Source organism: Streptomyces sp. NPDC001194 (genome assembly GCF_042896985.1).
Classification (GTDB): domain Bacteria; phylum Actinomycetota; class Actinomycetes; order Streptomycetales; family Streptomycetaceae; genus Streptomyces.
Genome location: NZ_JBIAXU010000003.1, coordinates 142,199 through 159,113, shown reverse-complemented (window position 1 = coordinate 159,113; position 16,915 = coordinate 142,199). Strand labels below are relative to the sequence as shown.

Sequence of the window (16,915 nt, the reverse complement as noted above, 5' to 3'; positions counted from 1 at the left end):
TTCTCAGTCCTCGCTGGAGGCGGACGGCAGCCTGCTCTGGATCAGGTCCATGACCGAGGAGTCGGCCAGGGTCGTGACGTCGCCGACCGCGCGGTCCTCGGCGACATCGCGCAGCAGGCGCCGCATGATCTTGCCCGAGCGGGTCTTCGGCAGTTCCTGGACCGGGACGATCCGCTTCGGCTTGGCGATCGGGCCCAGCGTGGCGCCGACGTGGTTGCGCAGCTCGCCGACCAGGGTGTCGGTCTCGGAGGCGCTGCCGCGCAGGATCACGAAGGCGACGATGGCCTGGCCGGTGGTCTCGTCCTTGGCGCCGACCACGGCCGCCTCGGCGACCGACGGGTGCGAGACGAGGGCCGACTCCACCTCGGTGGTCGAGATGTTGTGGCCGGACACCAGCATCACGTCGTCGACGCGGCCCAGCAGCCAGATGTCGCCGTCGTCGTCCTTCTTGGCGCCGTCGCCCGCGAAGTACTTGCCCTCGAAGCGGGACCAGTAGGTGTCGACGAAGCGCTGGTCGTCACCCCAGATGGTGCGCAGCATCGACGGCCACGGCTCGGTGAGGACCAGGTAGCCGCCTCCGCCGTTCGGGACCTCGTGGCCCTCGTCGTCCACGACGGTGGCGCCGATGCCGGGCAGGGCGCGCTGGGCGGAGCCCGGCTTGGTCTCCGTGACGCCCGGCAGCGGGGAGATCATCATGGCGCCGGTCTCGGTCTGCCACCACGTGTCCACGATCGGGCAGCGGTCGCCGCCGATGTGCTTGCGGTACCAGATCCAGGCCTCGGGGTTGATCGGCTCGCCGACCGAGCCCAGCACGCGCAGGCTCGACAGGTCGAACTTCGCGGGGATGTCGTCGCCCCACTTCATGAACGTACGGATCGCCGTGGGCGCGGTGTAGAGGATGGTGACGCCGTACTTCTGCACGACCTCCCAGAACCGGCCCTGGTGCGGGGTGTCCGGCGTGCCCTCGTACATCACCTGGGTGGCGCCGTTGGCGAGCGGTCCGTAGACGATGTACGAGTGCCCGGTCACCCAGCCGATGTCGGCGGTGCACCAGTAGACGTCGCTCTCCGGCTTGAGGTCGAAGACGGCGTGGTGGGTGTACGAGGCCTGCGTGAGGTAGCCGCCGGAGGTGTGCAGGATGCCCTTGGGCTTGCCCGTGGTTCCCGAGGTGTACAGGATGAACAGCGGGTGCTCGGCGTCGAAGGCCTGCGGGGCGTGCTCGGCGGACTGGCGGCCGACGATCTCGTCCCACCAGACGTCGCGGCCCTCGGTGAACGCGGTGTCCTGGCCGGTGCGCCGGACGACGAGCACGTGCTCGACCTGCGGGCACTTGGCGACGGCCTCGTCGATGGCCGGCTTGAGGGCGCTGGGCTTGCCGCGGCGGTAGCCGCCGTCGGCGGTGATGACCAGCTTGGCGTCGGCGTCCTGGATGCGGGAGGCCACGGCGTCGGCGGAGAAGCCGCCGAAGACCACCGAGTGGGCGGCGCCGACGCGGGCGCACGCGAGCATCGCGACGACGGCCTCGGGGATCATCGGCAGGTAGACCGCGACCCGGTCGCCGGCCTGGACGCCCAGCTCGGTCAGGGCGTTGGCGGCCCGGGAGACCTCGTCCTTGAGCTCGGCGTAGGTGATCGAGCGGCTGTCGCCGGGCTCACCCTCGAAGTGGATGGCGACGCGGTCGCCGTTGCCGGCCTCGACGTGCCGGTCCACGCAGTTGTACGCGACGTTCAGCTTGCCGTCCGCGAACCACTTGGCGAAGGGCGGGTTGGTCCAGTCGAGCGTCTCGGTCGGCTCGGTGTCCCAGGTCAGGCGGCGGGCCTGCTCGGCCCAGAAGCCCAGCCGGTCCGCGTCGGCCTGTGCGTACGCAGCCCCCGTCACGTTCGCGGCGGCGGCCAGGTCGGCGGGAGGAGCGAATCGGCGCTCCTCCTTCAACAGGTTGGCCAGGCTTTCGTTGCTCACGACATCTCCCTTTCCCAGGGTGTCCGTTGTGTCCCCGGGCATAGCTCATCAGTCAGCGGCCCTGGTGACAAGGGGTAGCCGAAAATTGGTTTAGACCTATATCACGGCCGGGCGGACGTGCAGAGTGGCCCCTTCCCGCTGCAGGGTGCGGGAAGGGGCCACTCTGTGACACGGATACCGGAGGTTACCGGTTCGTTCGCGTCCATGATCAGGATCCGCCGGTCACGGCGATTCGGTCATCATCCGGTCATCTCTTTCAGGCGTGCTGCCCGACGTGCTGTCCGGCGTGCTGCCCCAGGTTCCGGCCGGCCTGCGGTACGCCATGCGGTTCGGCGTGCTCCCCGGCCTGGTGCCCGACGCTGTCGAAGACCCGGCAGTCGAAGAAGTCCTCGCCCTCCGACAGCAGGTAGGCCTGCGCTTCGCCCACGTGGAAGTACATCCCGTGCAGCTCCAGCGTGCCCTCCGCGAGCCGCCGGGCCACCGATTCGTGCGCCCGCAGGTGCTCCAGCTGCTGCACCACGTTGGTCAGGCACAGCTGCTCCACCGCGTCCGCCGGGAGCCGGCCCGCGATCCGGGCCCAGGCGTGGTGGCGGCTGGCCATCCGCTCCAGGCTGGGCAGCCCGTGCCGCAGCCAGCGGCGCAGCGGGGTCATCGGGCCCCCGGGCGTGGAGTTCAGCAGCGCCTGCATGGCCCCGCAGCCCGAGTGCCCGCACACCGTGATGCTGTCCACCTTGAGCACGTCCACCGCGTACTCGATGGCCGCCGCGACCGAGTCGTCCGTGGCCTCGGCGCCCGGCAGGGGGACCAGGTTGCCGACGTTGCGCACCGTGAACAGGTCGCCGGGGCCGCTGGCCGTGATCATGCTGGTCACCAGGCGGGAGTCCGCGCAGGTCAGGAAGAGCTGGGAGGGCCGCTGCCCCTCCCGGGCCAGCCGGGCCAGCTCCTCGCGGACGTGCGGTGCGGTGTCCCGCTGGAAGGCGCTGATCCCGCTGGCCAGTTGGCCGGCGCCCCGTCGGCGCGGGGCCGGGGCCGGGGCCGGAGCGGGGGCCTCCATGGCCTCCAGCGCGTCGGGGGCCGCCGCAGCGCCGGGGATCGTGGGCTCGGCCGCCGGCCGGTGGTCGCAGTGGTTCATCCACGGGGTCCAGGGGCGGCAGCACTGGTGGCCGCCGCGATGGGCCCCTCGGTGGTGGGAGCGCTGATCGCCGCGGTGCGGCTGGTGCGCCTGATGTCCCTGGTGGGCCCGGTCGGCGCGGTCCGCCCCGGTCATCCGGGTGGTGGAGCGGCCGGTGACCTCCAGCGAGCCCCCGTGCACCAGGTGGGCGTGCTGCCAGTCCTGGAGCGTCTCGTACGCCGCGTGGTCCATGAAGGAGCCGTCCAGCTCCACCACCACCCGCCCGCCGGGCGGGATCTGGTTCAGCACCCGGCTCAGCCGCGGTACCGCGAGGAAGGTCAACTGTCCGCGCGCCCAGACCCGGTGGACACCGTCCTGCACCTCGACCGTGATCCGGGTCCGGGCCAGCCGGTGCAGGGCGATCGCGACGGCCACCGCGATGCCGACGGCGACCCCTTCCAGGACCCCGCCGAGCACCACGGCCGCGATCGTCGTCACGTACACGGCGATCTCGCGGTGCCGGGTGACCGTCCGCAGATGCGTGGCGTTCACCATCTGCACGCCGAGCGCCATCACCAGGGCGGCCAGCGCGGCGAGCGGGATCAGGTCGAGGACCGGGACGAGGAGGGCGGCCGCGAGCAGGATCCAGAGCCCGTGCAGCATGACCGACCGGCGGCTCACGGCCCCGGACTTGACGTTGGCCACGCTGCGGACGGCCCCGCCCGCGACGGGCAGCCCGCCCAGCAGCCCGGACAGCACGTTCGCCGCGCCCTGACCGCGCAGTTCCCGGTCGAGGTCGGCGCGCGGCGGGCGCTGGCCCGTACGCCGCTGCGAGGCGATCAGCTTGTCGGTGGCGACCGCGGACAGCAGGGATTCCACACTGCCGACCAGGGTGACCGTCAGGACGGCCGCGAGGATGCCGAGCACCGGGCCCTCGGGCAGCTCGGGCAGGGCGTGGCTGCGCCAGGACGGCAGGTCCACCCGGGGCAGGGTCAGCCCGGACAGCGCGGCGAACGCGGTGGCCGTGGCCACGGCGGCGAGCGCGGCCGGCACCTTGCGCAGCGCGAGCCCGATCCGGCCGGGCACCCGCGGCCAGCCGAGCAGGACGACCAGGGTCAGGGCGCTGATGCCGACCGCCGCCGGCTGCAGGTTCGCCAACTGGCCCGGCAGACCCAGGACGTTGGCGAGGGCGGAGCTCTGGGGGGTGCCGCCGAGGACGATGTGCAGCTGGGCCAGCGCGATCGTGACGCCGACGCCCGCGAGCATGCCGTGCACGATGGCCGGACTGACCATGAGCGCGGAGCGGGCGGTGCGCAGCGCGGCGAGCCCGAGCTGGCAGCAGCCGGCGAGCACGGTGATGGCGCAGGTGGTGCGCCATCCGTAGCGCTGGATCAACTCGGCGGTGACGACGGTGAGTCCCGTCGCGGGTCCGCTCACCAGCAGCGGTGTGCCGCCCAGGCGCCCGGCCACGATCCCGCCGACGGCCGCGGCCACCAGCCCCGCCTGGAGCGGGGCGCCGGTGGCGAGCGCGATGCCGAGGGAGAGCGGCAGGGCGATCAGGAAGACGGTCAGGGATGCGGACAGGTCGGCGTGGAGATCGGCGCGATGGCCCTTGTGCGGCGCGCCTTCGGCCTTGGGGGAGGTGGCTGTCATAGGTCCCGTCTCCTCTGCGGAGGGATGAAGCGGCGGGAGTCTCAACACTCAGTAAATGAAAGGTAATGGAGAGTAAAGGATCGCGATAGGGAATGGGGGCAAATGGCCTAGAAATTAGCGCCCAGGGGTGATTAAGCATTTTGTACGGCTTGTCACATCATCTTCACGGCGGACCGCATGGGACGTTGCGGCACGGAAGACCCGCGATGGAACTGCGAGGAGAGGTGGACGGATGATCGCCGCCACGAAGAAGATCGCCGGCGGCCTGGTCGCCACGGCGCTGGTGCTGGGCGTCGCCGGGTGCAGCACCTCGGGACCCGCCAAGCCGTCCCCCGGCAGCCCGAACGGCAAGAAGGGCGCGGCGGCACCGGAGGCCGCCCCCGGGAGCGTCAACCGGCCCATCGGCGACGGCTCGACGGCGTACACGGGCGCGCAGCCGAACGTACGGAAGCCGCAGAAGCTGAAGCCCGGCGAGAAGCCGCCGCAGTTCGTGGTGTTCTCGTGGGACGGGGCCGGCGAGGACAGCCAGAAGCTCTTCTCGCACTTCCGCGAGGTCGGCAAGAAGTACAACGCCCGGATGACGTACTTCCTGAGCGGCGTGTACATGCTCCCGGAGGAGAAACGTTCCCTCTATACGGCCCCGCAGCACGAGTCCGGCCGCTCCGACATCGGCTTCGGCGATGTCCAGGGCATCAAGGACACGGCCGAGCAGGTCCGCGGGGCCTGGCTCGAAGGCAACGAGATCGGCACGCACTTCAACGGCCACTTCTGCGGCCCCGACGGCGGCGTCGGCACCTGGTCCGTGCCGGAGTGGAAGAGCGAGATCAACCAGGCCAAGTCGTTCGTCAAGAGCTGGAAGACGAACACGCCGGACCTCAAGGGCATGGAGCCGCTCCCCTTCGACTACGACAAGGAGCTCATCGGCGCCCGCACCCCCTGCCTCGAAGGCCAGAAGAACTTCATGCTGGCGGCCAAGGACATGGGCTTCCGCTACGACTCCAGCGGCATCAGCAAGCAGATCTGGCCGAAGAAGACGGACGGGCTCTGGGACGTCCCGCTGCAGCTCGTGCCCATGCCCGGCCGTGCCTTCGACACGCTGAGCATGGACTACAACTACCTGGTCAACCAGTCCGGTACGACCACGCAGGGCGACCCCTCGCAGCACGCGTACTGGGGTGAGCAGATGCGCGAGGGCCTCCAGCAGGCCTTCGACCGGGTCTACACCGGCAACCGGGCCCCGCTGATCATCGGCAACCACTTCGAGTCCTGGAACGGCGGCACGTACATGAAGGCCGTCGAGGACTCGATCGAGTCGATGTGCACGCAGAAGGAGGTCCGCTGCGTGCCGTTCCGCGAGCTGGTGGACTGGCTGGACGCCCAGGACCCGAAGACCCTGGAGTGGATGCGCGGCCTCGACGTCGGCGAGGCGCCCAAGGAGGGCTGGACGAAGTTCCTGACGGCGGGGCCGCCGGCCAAGCCGGCCGCCCCCGCGGTCAAGCCGGCTGCGGAGCCGGCCGAAGAGGAGTCGGGCGAGGAGTAGGGAACTCCGGGCTCTCCCGCAGGACGAAACCGGGGTCGATCTGGGCAGCCAGGTCGGCCCCGGTCTTGGCGTTGCCCCAGCTCTCCGCGTTCCGCAGGTGGAAGTGGACCATCTGCGCGGTGTACCGCTCCCAGTCGCGGTCGGCGTACGAGTCGTCCGCCGCGTCCTGGAGGGCCTGGAGGGCGAGCCGGTTGCTCGCTTCGAGCAGCTCGAAAGCCGCGGGGCGGCCCTTCTCCATCGCCCGCACCCAGTCGGAGTGCCCGACGGTGACGAGCAGGTCCTCGCCGACCTCGTCCTGGAGGAACTCGATGTCGTCCGTGCCCTGCACCTTGTTGCCGACGACCTTGAGCGCGATCCCGAAGTCCCGCGCGTACTCCTTGTACTGGCGGTAGACGGAGATGCCCTTGCGCGTCGGCTCCGCGACCAGGAAGGTCATGTCGAAGCGGGTGAACATGCCCGAGGCGAAGGAGTCGGAGCCCGCGGTCATGTCGACGACGACGTACTCGTCCGGGCCGTCGACCAGGTGGTTGAGGCAGAGCTCCACCGCCCCGACCTTGGAGTGGTAGCAGGCCACCCCGAGGTCCGACTCGGTGAACGGGCCGGTGGCCATCAGCCGTACGGGCTCCCCGTCGAACATCAGCGTCCGCGCGCAGGCCTCGTACACCGGGTTGTCCTCGGTGATCCGCAGCAGGCGCGAGCCGGTCCCCGGCGGGGTGGTCTTGATCATCGTGTCGGCGGAGGCGATGCGCGGGTTGGATCCCCGCAGGTACTCCTTGATCAGGGGCAGGTGCGCGCCCAGGGCGGGCAGCGCGGCGGCCTCGTCCTCGTCGAGTCCGAGGGCGGCGCCCAGGTGCTGGTTGATGTCGGCGTCCACCGCGACGACGGGGGCTTCATTGGCTGCGAGGTGGCGGATGAAGAGGGAGGACAGGGTCGTCTTGCCGCTGCCGCCCTTTCCCACGAAAGCGATCTTCATGTTCACCAAGAGTAGCGGCCTTGTCGCTTTGCGTGGTGCTTGTAAGTGAAGAAGACCACTCCAAGGAGGGGTCGGTGCTACGGACCCGCAGTGCGTAGGCTCCTTACTTATGAGTAGCGCTTCTGACCCGCTGGCCGCCTTCGGTTCGCTCCCGGGCGTCGCCGAATCCGTGGATTCCGTACGCAAGGCCGTGGACCGGGTCTACGGCCACCGGGTCATGCGCCGGCGCAGCGGGGAGATCACCTCGGAGGCCGCACTGCGCGGCGCGCGCGGCAGCGCGGCGCTGTCCGGGGCGGACTGGGCTCTGGAGGAGGTGCGCCGCCGCACCGACTTCGGGGCGGAAGCGGAGGCGCGCACGGTGGGCGCGGCGCTGCGCCTGACGGCGGAGGCCGGGCAACTGCTGAGCATCTGGCGGCAGTCGCCGCTGCGGGTGCTGGCGCGTCTGCACCTGGTGGCATCGGGGTCGACCGCCGAGGGCGACGTGGTGGGCCGCCCGCGACTGGCGGGCGAGCCGGTGGACGAACCGTTCGTCACCGCGCCGCTGCCGAGTGCGCAGGAGGTGGCGGGCCGGCTGGACGGCCTGTCCCGGCTGATCATCGCGGGCGGCTCGGCCCCGGCGCTGATCACCTCGGCGGTGGTGCACGGCGAGCTGCTGGCGCTGCGGCCGTTCGGCTCGTACAACGGGCTGGTCGCGCGGGCCGCGGAGCGGATCGTACTGATCAACAGCGGTCTGGACCCGAAGGCGATCTGCCCTGCGGAGGTCGGCCACGCGGAGCAGGGGCGGGACGCTTACCTGGCGGCCTTCGAGGGCTACGTCTCGGGGACCGCGGAGGGGATGGCGGCGTGGATCGCGCACTGCGGCCGGGCGATCGAGCTGGGTGTCCGCGAGTCGACGGCGGTCTGTGAGGCCCTGCAGCGCGGCGCGGCGTAACCGGTTCCGCCGTGGCGTCGCGCCCGGGCGCTCTGTCGCCCGGTGTTCCGTCCCGGCACAGGGTTGCGGCGACACCGTCTTGCTTTGGTGTCGCCGCTGGCATTCACGCCCAGTTACCAAGCGTCCTCGATGGTTGCCCATCAGGTCGGGAACTTTGCCCGTCACCTGGTGCGGCTGGCCCGTAATCGACGGGTCGACGTCGCGTGGGTGCTCGGCGTTCATGCTTCGGTCCGTGGGCCTTACTGCGTTTTAAAGATGATCCTCTCGGATGTTCTTTGGTCTCGCGGGCCGTTGACTCCTTTGTACTCCGCTTCGCTGACAAGCGGAACCCCTGCCTGCTTTTTTTACTTTCCAGGACACCGTGGGGCGAACCGGACAGGGATTGTTCGTGCAGCTCAGGGGCGGTGCCATCCCGCCGGGGCACCGGGCGGCGGCGCCGGACGGCGCCGCCGCGAGTCGGTCAGGCGGAGGCGGTCCCGCCCGCCGCGAGCCGGTCAGGCGGAGGCCGTCAGGCGGAGGCGGTCACGCGGAGGCGGCAGCGGCCAGTGCGCTGGCCCGTCGCCGACTGGCGTACCACACCAGCCCCGCGGTGGCGGCTGCCGCGCCCACGGCCGCCGCGGCCACCAGTGCCGGCCGCGTCGGCATGGACAGCCCCGGCAGCCGCTGCTTCAACCGCACCGGCCGGTTGAACACGAGCACCGGCCACTCCCGGGCCACCGCCTCCCGCCGCAGCGCCCGGTCGGGGTTGACGGCGTGCGGGTGCCCGACCGCCTCCAGCATCGGGATGTCCGTCACGGAGTCGCTGTACGCGTAGCACCGCGCGAGGTCGTACCCCTCGGACTCCGCGAGCTCCCGCACCGCCTCGGCCTTGGTCGGCCCGTACGCGTAGTACCCGATCTCGCCGGTGAAGCAGCCGTCCTCGCCGATGACCATGCGCGTCGCGACGACCCGGTCGGCGCCGAGCATCTCGCCGATGGGCTCGACGACTTCGGCGCCGGACGTCGAGACGATCACCACGTCGCGGCCGGCCGTGTGGTGGGCCTCGATCAGGGAGGCGGCCTCGTCGTAGATCAGCGGGTCGATCAGGTCGTGCAGGGTCTCGGCGACGATCTCCCGCACCTGCTGGACGTTCCACCCCTTGCAGAGCGAGGACAGGTACTCACGCATCCGTTCCATCTGGTCGTGGTCGGCGCCGCCGACCAGGTAGATGAACTGGGTGTAGGCGGTGCGCAGCACGGCGCGGCGGTTGATCAGGCCGCCCTGGTAGAAGGACTTGCTGAACGTCAGAGTGCTTGACTTCGCAATGACCGTCTTGTCCAGGTCGAAGAAGGCTGCGGTGCGGGGCGACGAGTGCGGCAAGGGCTGGATTTCCACGCACCGAGCATATGCGCCCACCATTCGGCGTAAGGTGTGGCGCGTGGGTTTGCCTGAGAAGGCTCTCGGGTACACCATGGAAGTCACGGATCGTTCGCGACCGTGCTAACCCGGTCTGGCTCCTCCCCCCCCCGAGTCGGACCGTGGGGACGACCCCCGCTCTCCCCCCCGGCGGGGGTCGTCGCATGTCCGGACGCGGTTCGCGTCCCTGCCTTCGGCCCCAAGTGACCATTCCCGCGGCCCCCCTTCCTCGGTGGGCCCTGCGCGGCGAAGGCCCTCACCCTTCCAGACTCGTGACGCTGCGTAGTGGTTCCGCCGCGCTGTGAACTCACCTGTTGGGGTGATGGAGTTATTCACAGGGCTCCTGTTGTCCACAGTTTTCGGGCAAGATCCACTTCTTTTTCCGGATGGCCTCACGGTGATTCCGGCCGCGAAGTCCGCGGTGCCGGGATTTGCAGTGAGAAGGGGGCGGAGATCGTGGCTGGATCGAAGTCGTGTGAACTGCCGGAGCGCGTGGAGGCAGGCGGAATCAGGCCATCGGGTGCTCCGGACGGGGCTGTGCCCGGTGGCGGGCGGCCGCTGATCGTCACCGAGGACCCGCTGCTGCTCGACGATCTGCTGCGGCTGTGCGCGGCCGCGGGCGCCGAGCCGCATGTGCACCATGCGGTGCCCGAGCAAAGCGGAGGCGGTGGCGACGGGGGTGCCGGGAGGGGCGAAAGCGGTTCCGTAGCAGCCCTGGAGGCGGGCGGGGACGTCGGATGGGAGTCCGCGCCTCTCGTGCTCGTCGGGGATGACGCCGCCCGCCGGGTGCGGGGCGCTCCGCGTCGGGGCGGGGTGCTGCTCGTCGGCCGGGATCCGGACGATCCCCTCGTGTGGCGGCGGGCGGTGGAGATCGGCGCCGAGGAGGTGCTCCGGCTCCCCGACGCCGAGAGCCGGCTCGTCGACCGCATCGCCGATGTGGTGGAGGGCGCCGGCAAACCGGCCCTCGCCGTCGGAGTGATCGGCGGCAGCGGCGGGGCCGGAGCCTCCACCCTCGCGTGCGCCCTCGCCCTCCGGGCGGCCCGCGCCGGGGAGCGGACCATCCTCGTCGACGGGGATCCGCTCGGCGGCGGTATGGACGTCCTGCTCGGGGGCGAGAACGCCGAGGGACTGCGCTGGCCGGACTTCGCGGGCTCGCGGGGCCGGGTGGGCGCCGGAGCGCTGGAGGAGTCCCTGCCGGAGCTGCACGCCCTGAGGGTCCTCAGCTGGGACCGCGGGGACCGGGTGGTGGTGCCGCCCGCGGCGATGCGCTCGGTGCTGGCCGCCGCACGCCGCCGGGGCGGGGTGGTGGTGGTCGACCTGCCCCGGCGCGTGGACGAAGCCGTGGCCGAGGCGCTGGCCCAGCTGGATCTGGTGCTGATGGTGGTGCCGGGCGAGCTGCGGGCGGTGGCCGCGGCGGGCCGGGTCGCGGCCGGGGTGCGGATGGTGGCCCGGGACGTCCGCGTGGTCGTACGGGGCCGCTGTCCGGGCGGGCTCGACGCGGAGGCGGTGGCCGGGCTGCTGGGGGTGCCGCTCGCCGGGGAGGTGCCGGTCGAGGTGGGGCTCCCGGGGCGGGTCGCCGAGGGGGAACCGCCGGGCGGGCAGGGCCGGGGAGCGCTGGCCCGGTTCTGCGACGGCTTCTGGCGGCGGGCGCTCGGCCCCGCCCAGGGGGTGACGGCATGAGCGCCGTGCTCCTGGACGCGGTGCGCCGGCGGCTGGCCGAGAGCGGGGCGGAGCCGACCCCGGCCCGGGTGGCGGCGGCCCTGCGGGCACAGGGCCGGCTGCTCGGAGACGCGGAAGTGCTCGGGGTGGCGGCCGAGTTGCGGTCCGAGCTGGTCGGCGCCGGGCCGCTGGAGGCCCTGCTCGCCGACCCGGAGGTCACCGACGTCCTGGTGGCCGCCCCGGACCGGGTGTGGGTGGACCGCGGGGGCGGGCTCGAGCTGACCGGGGTGACCTTCGCCGACGCCGATGCCGTGCGCAGGCTCGCCCAGCGGCTGGCCGCCGTCGCCGGCCGGCGCCTGGACGACGCCCGGCCCTGGGTGGACGCCCGGATGCCGGACGGCACCCGGCTGCACGCCGTGCTGCCGCCCGTGGCGGTCGGCTCGGCCTGCCTGTCCCTGCGGGTGGTGCGGCCGAGGGCGTTCACGCTGGACGAGCTGGTCGAAGCGGGCACGCTGCCGCCCGGCGGGCAGCGGCTGCTCGCGGACATGGTCGAGGCCCGGCTGTCGTTCCTCGTCTCCGGAGGAACCGGCACCGGCAACCCGGAATCTGAGCTGTGACGCCTCAAGCGATACATTGCGCAGCGTAGCCACGACGAAGCCCCGGCCAGACGCATCCGGCCGGGGCTACCTGTTCGGGTCACCGCGAGAGAATGAACCCCCGCGCAGGGCGCCTCGAGCGTGCCGCCGCCACCCGGGCCTGGACCGAAGCCGTCACAACCTGACCATCCTCGTCGACCACCATCCACCTGCCATCGTGGCGGTGCGGATTCACCGGGGCCACAACCCCAGGGATCCCGTACTGCCTCATGGCGGCGTGCAGCTCGTAAGCCTCACTGCTAGTCATGCCCTCACCCTCTCGTCGGCGTGCGCCGAAACTACTCCTCCTCGCCGCCGCCGTGGGTGGCGCAGCCACCCGGGTTGATCGGGCCGCAGCCGCCGGGCATCGGGGTGTGCCAGGTCTGCCCGCCGACGGTGACCGTGGTCTCCGTCGGTCCGGCCCACAGCTCGACGTCGGGCTCGTACCCGGTCGCGCGCATGGTGTCGAGGGTGTACTCGATGACGTCGGGGCGGAACCCGGTCGGGTTGTTCGGCCGCTCGGGGAAGTGGTGAACGAACCCACCCAGCCGCGCGCACAGCTCGGCGTACAGCTTGGTGTGGAGGATGGCCGCGTGCCAGCCTTCGTCGACGACCGGGGACGGGGCGAGGCGCTTCCCCGGGTTGGCGGCGCAGGTGGCGATGAACGCGACCCCCTCGACGACGATCCGCTCGGCCAGCGGCTGCTCCATGCCCGGGTTGTTGTCCCGGACGGTGGCCACCAGGCCGGTGAACGCCTGCTCGGTCAGCAGGTCCCGGGCGGTCAGGGGCCGGATCGCGGTGAGGGTGGCTCCGGGGGGAGCGACGGGCCCCTTGGCGTCGCAGGGCGGCGGGGGAGGCGTGGGGCGGTTGCCGCAGGCAGGAGAACTCATGGCATTGCTCCTCGGTGAGATTCCGATGGTGCGATGGACCCGCCCGGGCCCGCTGAGGGACTGCAGGCAGCGGGCGGGAGTCAGCGAGCGCCGGCCGGGGGCCGGCAGGACGGGTCGCGAATGTCGTGGGCCCAGACGTTCGGCTGCGCGCCGGGGGTCGAATCTCGGATGACCTTCTGGCCGCCGGCCTGGATCTGACGGTGGCAGCGGGCGCAGGTCTGACCCACCGCGGTGTTCACAGCTGCTCCAGCTTTGTCGGGTCAGCGGTGAACTCGCGTCCGTCAGCGCCACGGATGTACGCGACCTCGGTGAAGCAGGACAGCCCATTGACCCTGACGGGTTCGGCCACGACAGCCATGAGCTCGCCTTCGCGCTGCGACTGCCGGTCGCGGACTTTCTTACGCAGCAGCCTGTGCGCAACGTGGTTGAACGCCGTGTCCGGACCGCTCTCCCGGACTCTCATGCCGCGGCTCCCTACCGTCGTCGGCGGGAGGAGAACTCCCGCACAGCCAGTGCTCGGTACGAAGAGGTAACCCCACCACCCCAGCCCGCGAGTACCGTTGGAGGGTCGGAGAAGTATGCAAGCCATGCATCGGTCGGGAGCTGCTCATGGCGCACCACTCACGCACGCCCAACACCGGCCTACCCGTCCTGCTTGAGCAGGCCAGATGGTCACGGCAACAGTTCGCCTCGATCGTCAACCGGATCGGAGCAGAGGCTGGTCTCACGCTCAAGTACGGGCAGCCTGCCGTATCGCAGTGGATCGCAGGGCATCAACCGCGCCCGCAGGTCAGGGCTCTGATTGTCGAGGCGTTCGAGCGCAAGCTCGCCCGGCCAGTCACCTACGCCGAGGCGGGACTCACGCCACCGCCAGGCGGCGAGGAGCCGGACACTGTCCGAGACCTGGTCGACCTCGGAAGGGCAGACATGGATCCATCCCGACGCCGCGTGATCGCTGCCGGAGTCTTCTCCGCGGCCCTCTCGCTGCCCTTGTTTCCCACGCTCGCGCTAGCCGACAGCCCTGACCCGATAGGGCCAGGCAAGGGCACGACCCGGGTAGGCCAGGGACAGGTGGCCGCAGTCCAGACGATGACCGACCGGATCGCCGACATCCTCGACGAGCTCGGCGCCGGGCACGCTCGCCCGATGGCGGCTGCCTTCCTCGTCAACACCGTCGGCCCGTGGCTGAAAGCCGAAGCCGCGGCCCCGGTGCGGCGAAGCCTCCTTGCCGCGGCGTCCGACCTGGTCTATCTGACCGGGTGGATGGCCATGTACGAGCGGCAGCACCGCCTCGGCCAGGACTACTACGTGTCCGCGCTCCGACTGGCTGGGGAAGCGGAGGACCACGTCACGTACTGCCGCACGCTGCGCGGCATGTCGCTCCAGGCGTCGAACCTCGGCTACGGGCGGCGCGCTCTGGAGCTGGCCGACTCCGCGGCTGAGGCTGCCCCTGTCGCCGGGCCCCGGCTCGTAGCGTTCCTGCGCGGGCAGCAGGCTCACGGGGCCGCCATGGTCGGCGACAAGCGGCAGGCGTTCGCCCGGCTGCGGGAGGCGGAGGAAGCGCTGGCGCGCGCGGACGATCGCAGGGAGAGCATCGGCGGGTACGACCGCACCGCCTACCTGTTCCATGTCGCGCACGTGCAGAACGAGTCGAAGGACGTCCCAGGCTCGGTGCGCACCCTGCGCGAGTCGATCCGCATCCAGCCGGCCAACGAGAGGCAGGGCCGTCTTCACGCCTACGGCGTGCTCGCGCAGCGGCAGCTGGCCATCGGTCACGTGGAGGCGGCGTGCGACTCGTGGGATCGGTTCCTCGATGACTACGAGGCTCTGTCGTCCGCGCGGGGCGACGAGCACTTCGAGGTGATGATGCTGAGGCTCAAGCCCTACGCGACGGTGCGCGCTGCTCGGGAGCTGCGAGAACGCGCGCAAGCGGTCGGCGCCCTGAAGGGGTGAGGATGGGCCGCCGACTGTCGGGAGCTGGCGGCCCACGAAACCAGCGTAGACCCCGAACGCACGAAGGCGCCCCCTCCCGCCCGAAGGCGAGAGGGGGCGTTGGTCATCCCTTGATCAGCGGGGCGTCGTCCGGTGCAGGTTCGGGTACCTCGGTCCCCAGCTGGCGGAACGCCTCTTGCAGCTGGGCCACGTAACGGCGGAGCGCGCGGATCACTCGGCCGTCTGCTTCTCGGGCGGCTTCGAGATCATCGATGCGGTCCCCGGCGTCACGCAGCTGGTCGCCCTGCTGGGCCACGACCGCGGCGATACCCGCGATCGTAGTCAGGTCCGGACCGTCCTCCGGTCTTGCGGCCGGCGCCGGGTGAGGTCGGGAGATCCAGGCGACTGCGATGGACACCCCACCCCCGACGAGGATCGCGATCAGTCCGGTGGTGGATTCAGTGAGCATCGGCCCCCCCTTGTATTCGCCCCCTCGTACAGTCGGCGGCCGTGCTGCGGAGCTTGGCGAGCTCGCGGTGCATGGTGACCAGCCGACGGGTCGCTGCGGCCAGCACGGCGAGGAGTCCGGGAAACGCGGCCCACGTGATCCCCGAGTACCAGCCCTGCGGAAACTCGCCGAGCATCCGGGCCCCGGTATAGGCGACGGCCCAGATTGCGGGCATCGCGGCCGCGCTCAGCCACCCCCACCAGTCCTGCCCAGACCGGAGGACGGCGGCTGCGCACGAAGCGACGCCCGTGCAGACCCACACCCACGCCCACACCGACAGCGGGGCCCAGGAGGTGAGCGCGGTCGCGCCGCGGGCAGTGCCGAAACGCGGGTCATTCAGCAGGCCCACGCCGTAGTTGATCCAGGCAACCCCGGCGATGAGGAGCGCGGCGCCGCGGTAACCGAGGCGGCGCCCGGCTTTCTGCCAGGCGCCGCGCATCAGATCCCCTTGGCAGTCGACGCCGAGTTCGGGTCGCCGAAGAGTCTGGCTGCCAACCCCTTCACCAGGGTGCCGGCCGCGATGATCCCGGCAGTGCCGACGGACTGCCAGAAGGAGCCGTGCAACATGTCGGCCGGGCCGGACGCGACGAGCACGCCGCCGACCGCGACAGCACCGGTCCAGAGGACGCGCTCGGTGAGGTCCTTGGCGTACATCTTTCCGGTCTTGAGGATGACGTCGGAGGAGGGGAACGGGTTGGTCATCAGGACTCCTTGGGGGTAGGGGTTCCGGTCACGTCGACGTCGACGTGAACGACGGCATCGGCGATGGCCTGCTGGACGGCGGCCACGACCGTGGCGGTGTTGACGTCCTCGCGCTGGCCGAGCTGGGTGGCGAGCGCGGTGATCGCGGCGTTCGTGGCGGCGTTCTGGCGCGTGATCGTCTCGGTCTGGGTGTTGTGGACCTTGTCCATCCACGCCATGACCGCGCCCATGTCGACCGGCTTGCCGGTGGCCGCGTTCGTCTCGGTGTGGCGCCAGACGGCCTCGGCGTACTCCTGCGGGGTGGGCATGTCGTCCTCCTCGGACGGGTCGGCGCCGGACACGAGCCGCTGCGCGTAGGTGATGACGAGGTCCATGCGCGTTGCGCCGGGGTCGCCGTGGTCGTTGCCATCGGGGACGTGCATGTGGCCGCAGTGGCCGCGAAAGTTGGCCCACTCCGCGAGCGGCATGCGCTGCCCGCGGCTGTTGCCGTAGCTGTCCGGGTACGGCAGCCATGGGCGGGGCGTCGAGACGAGGGGCACGCCGTGCTCGGTGTTCAGCCAGGCGATGTAGCGGGCGTAGGCCTGGAGCAGCCAGTCCGGTGCCTCCGGCCAGTAGATGTAGTCCACGCCAGCGCGGAGATTGCCCCAGCTGGTGCGCCGCTTCGGATCGCAGGACCCGACGAGCTCGACCTGATGCGCGTTGTTGCGGTTGGTCCGTACCTCGGTGGCGGAGTCATCGACCAGCGCCCGGGCGGACATGTCCGCCGGAAAGTGGCAGTAGACCTTGATCCGCTTGTTCGGGATGTCCGGGAGGATCGTGGTGTTGGGTGCCATGGCGCCGCCGTCGTAGTCCGGCAGCGTGGTGCCCTCGGTGGTGTGGGTGACGCAGCAGTTGATCTCCTGCATCAGCCCGGGGTAACGGCCGTCGTACCGGTATGCGGTCGAGGCCCCGGGGTAGAACTGCGCGCCTGCGGACATGAGGCCTCCAGGGCATGAGGAAAGCCCCGGCCGAACGGCACGGGGCTGTG

At 71.2% G+C, this 16,915-nt stretch carries 14 protein-coding genes and 1 pseudogene; 5 read left to right on the top strand and 10 right to left on the bottom strand.

Features of this window, described 5'->3' with window-relative positions; genetic code table 11:
- Positions 1-3 precede the first annotated feature (3 nt).
- A complete protein-coding gene (acs, locus tag ACFY1T_RS08735; protein ID WP_390787571.1) occupies positions 4-2,001 on the bottom strand; it encodes an acetate--CoA ligase in 1,998 nt (665 codons plus the stop codon).
- A 214-nt stretch (positions 2,002-2,215) separates the two neighbouring features.
- Positions 2,216-4,723, bottom strand: coding sequence for a SulP family inorganic anion transporter (locus ACFY1T_RS08730; protein ID WP_390787570.1), 2,508 nt, complete (start codon positions 4,721-4,723; stop codon positions 2,216-2,218).
- A 232-nt stretch (positions 4,724-4,955) separates the two neighbouring features.
- On the opposite strand from ACFY1T_RS08730, the gene ACFY1T_RS08725 reads away from it, so the two are divergent.
- Positions 4,956-6,263, top strand: a complete 1,308-nt coding sequence (locus tag ACFY1T_RS08725) for a hypothetical protein (RefSeq protein WP_390787569.1) — start codon at positions 4,956-4,958, stop codon at positions 6,261-6,263.
- On the opposite strand, the gene ACFY1T_RS08720 is transcribed toward ACFY1T_RS08725, so the two are convergent.
- Positions 6,217-7,236, bottom strand: coding sequence for an ATP-binding protein (locus ACFY1T_RS08720; RefSeq protein WP_390787568.1), 1,020 nt, complete (start codon positions 7,234-7,236; stop codon positions 6,217-6,219). The two genes, ACFY1T_RS08725 and ACFY1T_RS08720, sit on opposite strands and share 47 nt — an antisense overlap.
- 109 nt (positions 7,237-7,345) lie before the next feature.
- Between ACFY1T_RS08720 and ACFY1T_RS08715 the strand changes: the two genes are divergently transcribed.
- The gene (locus ACFY1T_RS08715) at positions 7,346-8,167 is read left to right on the top strand and encodes an oxidoreductase (protein WP_390787567.1); all 822 of its coding nucleotides are present in this window, start codon (positions 7,346-7,348) and stop codon (positions 8,165-8,167) included.
- A 522-nt stretch (positions 8,168-8,689) separates the two neighbouring features.
- Here the strand turns inward: ACFY1T_RS08715 and ACFY1T_RS08710 are convergent.
- Entirely contained in the window at positions 8,690-9,526 is an 837-nt protein-coding gene (locus ACFY1T_RS08710) for an HAD-IB family hydrolase (RefSeq protein WP_359174957.1), read from the bottom strand.
- A gap of 528 nt (positions 9,527-10,054) precedes the next feature.
- On the opposite strand from ACFY1T_RS08710, the gene ssd reads away from it, so the two are divergent.
- On the top strand, positions 10,055-11,242 hold the full coding sequence (ssd, locus tag ACFY1T_RS08705) for a septum site-determining protein Ssd (protein ID WP_390787893.1): 1,188 nt from the start codon (positions 10,055-10,057) through the stop codon (positions 11,240-11,242).
- Positions 11,239-11,817: pseudogene (locus tag ACFY1T_RS08700) on the top strand (ATPase, T2SS/T4P/T4SS family); the annotation flags it as partial. The gene ssd and the pseudogene ACFY1T_RS08700, both read left to right, overlap by 4 nt.
- A gap of 338 nt (positions 11,818-12,155) precedes the next feature.
- Here the strand turns inward: ACFY1T_RS08700 and ACFY1T_RS08695 are convergent.
- Complete coding sequence (locus ACFY1T_RS08695; RefSeq protein WP_390787566.1) at positions 12,156-12,746, bottom strand: glycine-rich domain-containing protein; 591 nt, start codon at positions 12,744-12,746, stop codon at positions 12,156-12,158.
- A 235-nt stretch (positions 12,747-12,981) separates the two neighbouring features.
- Entirely contained in the window at positions 12,982-13,209 is a 228-nt protein-coding gene (locus tag ACFY1T_RS08690) for a hypothetical protein (protein ID WP_390787565.1), read from the bottom strand.
- 146 nt (positions 13,210-13,355) lie between these two features.
- On the opposite strand from ACFY1T_RS08690, the gene ACFY1T_RS08685 reads away from it, so the two are divergent.
- On the top strand, positions 13,356-14,699 hold the full coding sequence (locus tag ACFY1T_RS08685) for a hypothetical protein (protein WP_390787564.1): 1,344 nt from the start codon (positions 13,356-13,358) through the stop codon (positions 14,697-14,699).
- A 103-nt stretch (positions 14,700-14,802) separates the two neighbouring features.
- Here ACFY1T_RS08685 and ACFY1T_RS08680 read toward each other — a convergent pair whose 3' ends face one another.
- Genes ACFY1T_RS08680 through ACFY1T_RS08665 form a run of 4 tightly spaced genes read right to left on the bottom strand, consistent with a single transcriptional unit; the run spans position 14,803 to position 16,865 of the window.
- Entirely contained in the window at positions 14,803-15,147 is a 345-nt protein-coding gene (locus ACFY1T_RS08680) for a hypothetical protein (RefSeq protein WP_390787563.1), read from the bottom strand.
- On the bottom strand, positions 15,137-15,625 hold the full coding sequence (locus ACFY1T_RS08675; RefSeq protein WP_390787562.1) for a hypothetical protein: 489 nt from the start codon (positions 15,623-15,625) through the stop codon (positions 15,137-15,139). Before ACFY1T_RS08675 ends, ACFY1T_RS08680 begins: the two co-directional genes overlap by 11 nt.
- A complete protein-coding gene (locus tag ACFY1T_RS08670) occupies positions 15,625-15,888 on the bottom strand; it encodes a hypothetical protein (protein ID WP_390787561.1) in 264 nt (87 codons plus the stop codon). The genes ACFY1T_RS08675 and ACFY1T_RS08670 overlap by 1 nt, the downstream gene beginning before the upstream one ends.
- Positions 15,888-16,865 carry a hypothetical protein gene (locus ACFY1T_RS08665; RefSeq protein ID WP_390787560.1) on the bottom strand — a complete coding sequence of 326 codons (978 nt, stop codon included), beginning with the start codon at positions 16,863-16,865 and terminating at the stop codon, positions 15,888-15,890. The genes ACFY1T_RS08670 and ACFY1T_RS08665 overlap by 1 nt, the downstream gene beginning before the upstream one ends.
- Positions 16,866-16,915 lie beyond the last annotated feature (50 nt).